Source organism: Candidatus Zixiibacteriota bacterium (genome assembly GCA_014728145.1).
Classification (GTDB): domain Bacteria; phylum Zixibacteria; class MSB-5A5; order JAABVY01; family JAABVY01; genus WJMC01.
In genome coordinates this window covers 1-3,347 of record WJMC01000207.1, presented here as the reverse complement: position 1 = coordinate 3,347, position 3,347 = coordinate 1, and the positions used below count along the sequence as shown (strand labels likewise).

The window sequence follows — 3,347 nt, the reverse complement described above, 5'->3', positions numbered from 1 at the left end:
TTGCGGACCGCATGGGCGATTGATTTTATTGTCACCGGCTTGCGCAAAAACAGGCTGGCTCCGAGCCTTACAGCCTCATCGACTCTTTCGCTTTCAGCGTAGCCTGAGACTATCACGGCTTTCTGAGGAGATCTGATTTCAAGCGCGCGTCGGTAGGTTTCTGCACCGTCGATACCACCTGGCATGATCATATCGAGAATCATAAGATCAAAGCTCTTGCGTTCGATGATAACGAGGGCTTCCTCTCCGCTTTTGGCCGTGGTAGTACGGTAGCCCAGTTTTTCGAGGATGACGCGGGTAACTTCGCGCTGGGTCGGATCATCGTCGACAACGAGGATTTCCTCATGCCCCCCGATGATCTTGTCGCTGACCGGCGAGAGTGCACTCTCGCGCGTGATCGGGAAGTACAGGAAAAACGATGTTCCCTTGCCCGGGGTGGAACTGACATCGATATAGCCGTGATGATCCTCGATTACGGAATGCACAACCGATAATCCCAGGCCGGATCCACGCCGTCCCTCAGCCATCTTGGTAGTGAAAAACGGATCAAATATCTTAGGCATCAACTCAGGCTGGATACCTTCTCCGCTGTCGGTAACTGTCAGCTTGACATACTCTCCCTTGGGAACCTGGCCGTAGCGTCCCGATATTCTGTCGGAGTAAAAATTCTCAGTAGAGATCCTGATACCGCCGGTTTCTTTGATGGCATCGAGGGCATTGGATACCAGGTTAGCCACCACCCGGTAGATTTGCGAAGCTCCCCCGCGGATATTGAAGAGATCCTCCGCGAGATCTGTATCGACTGCGATCGATTCCGTGAGAGGATAGAGTTGCTTGATCACCTGCAAAACGATCTCGTTCAGGTTCAGCGGTTCCAGCGCATAGTGGCCCCGCCTGCCGAGGGTCAATAGCTGTTGATTGATATCTGCCATCTGGCGCGCTGATTTTTCGATCTGGTTGACGTATTCAGTGGCTATATGGTCTGCGGGGATCTCATCTCTTATCAATGACGGATAAGCTGTCAGGGGGCCCAGCAGATTATTGAAATCATGGGCGACCTGACCGGCAATCCGGCCGGCCGTTTCGAGCCTCTGGGCACGGGAGGCGAACTCCTGCAGGCGCTTGGTTTCGGTGATATCCCGGAACACAATAACGACACCGACAACATTACCATCGTGGTCGCGAATAGGAGCACCGCTGTCGGCAATACTCCGTTCACGTCCATCGCGGGAGATAAGCACGGTGTTGTCGCTCAGATTGATAATCGTGCCATCGGACAATACCTGCTGTACGGGATTTTCCACTTTCTCACGAGTGCTGTCATTCATAATGTTAAACACTTCCTGCAGTGGTTTACCGAGTGCTTCTTCTTCGCTGAAACCTGTCATCACCTCGGCCACTTTATTGAACAGGATGATATTGTGTTCGCGGTCGGTAGCTATGACACCATCGCCGATTGAGCGGAGGGTGACATTGAGACGTTCCTTCTCGGATTCGAGTTCGAGTTCGGCTCGCACACGATCGGTAATATCCGACACAGAGAAAATATCCGCGGGTTTGCCCTTGTAGGTTATGCGTTTGGCAAAATTATCCACCCAGCGTACCTCGCCGTCTTTGGTCAGCACTCTCCAGCTCACACGCTCAAGGTATTTGTCATCTCTCGAATTCAGTTTCTGGCGCAGTTCTTGAGCAAGCTGGCGGTCATCCTCATGAATAAGCTGATCGAGCTCATCTGCATACTTTTCATGCAACTCTTCAACTGAGTAGCCGACTATTCTGGTAAAGGCGTTGTTGACGAATTTGAGACGGTTGTCCTGGAAGATCAGGATACCCATTAACGCCTGCTGAGAAACGGTGCGGAAGCGCTCTTCGCTTTCACCCAGGCTTTCGAGTGCACGTTTACGTACAGTGATATCCTGCAGGGTTTCGATCGCGCCGATTAACTTGCCCTTTGAGTTTCGGATAGGTGCCGTGGTAATATATATCCAGATCCCTTCTTTTTGAAGCTCGGAGAAATATTCCTCGGACTCATAAGCACCTGAAATCAGGGAAGATCTGCGGAATGATTCCGAATAATGACGCGCGATTTCATCTTCCGGCAAACCGTCGATCAACAGGTCCGCCATAATCGGCCGTTTTTCGGTATAGAAAGCTTCCCATTGACGGTCGGTACCGATAACCTCGTAACGGGACATGCCGGTCAGTTTTTCGCAGGCATGATTCCAGTGTGTAATCCTATGGTTTTTATCGATCACGAAAGTGGCTACAGCATTGCCCATAATAATCTGGTTTAGACGTTCTTCGCTGTCACGGATACGCAGTTCCGCTTTCTTGCGCTCTGTTATATCAGTCATAATCGTGGCCAGGTGGTTTTCTTTGGGGCTGTATGCTATCACCTCGTAGTATTTATCAGTGTCCTTGTGGTAATCGACGAGTTTAGCAGGTTGACGATTGAGCACAACTTCGCGGAAGAAATCGAGCCAGTACTGTTCCGTTTCAGAGTACACCTCACGAATTGTCTTTCCGACCAGGTCCGATTTTTTGAGGCCGACGATGCGTTCAAAAGCAGAGTTTACATCGAGATATTTGAAATCCGGTGTCTCCTCCTCGGGACCGGTAGTCATCTCCAACTGGGCAAATCCGCTCACCATCTGCTCGAACAGCATCCTGAGATTGCGCTCGCTCTGCTTGAGCGCCATCTCGGTCTGCTTGCGAATAGTGATGTCGCGCACTGCTCCTGACATCCTGACCGGTTTGCCTTCTTCATCACGCTGGGTTTCACCGCGTGCATGAAACCAGCGGTACTCTCCTGATTTATGAAGGAGCCTGTACTCGACATCGAAATCATTATCATTTTCGAAATGATCCTCGATTGCCTGCGACACTTTCTTGTGATCTTCCGGATGAAGTAATTCCTTGAACTTGCCCATGGTGGGCTGAAACTCGAACGGCTTGTACCCAAGGAGTTCGAAAAAGCGGGGCGACCACCAGATTTTATCGGAGCTGACATCAGTCCAGTCGCTGAAACCATCATTGGAACCGCGCATCGCCAGGGAGAATCGCTCCTCGGTCTCACGCAACTTGAGTTCGGCTTTCTTGATATCGGTAATCTCCTGAAAAGTGCCGAACAACTTGACAGCGCGACCGTCTTTTAACTCTGGTTGCCCCAATGCCCGCACCCATTTACGGCGCCCTCGCCTTGTTATTATCTCCGCTTCAAAATCAAACGTTTTTCCTTCTTCAAGCGACGCCTGCACAGCATTACTGACCATCTCTCTGTACTCAGGCGCATAGAATTCTATCGCTTCTTCCAATGTTGGATGGTAATCGGGGTCGGTTTCATGTAT

The 3,347-nt window shown here is 50.8% G+C and carries 1 protein-coding gene; it reads right to left on the bottom strand.

Annotation, left to right across the window (positions count from 1 at the left end):
• Positions 1-3,347, bottom strand: a 3,347-nt coding sequence (locus GF404_11855) for a PAS domain S-box protein (GenBank protein ID MBD3382875.1), incomplete at both ends; no start/stop codon positions are given.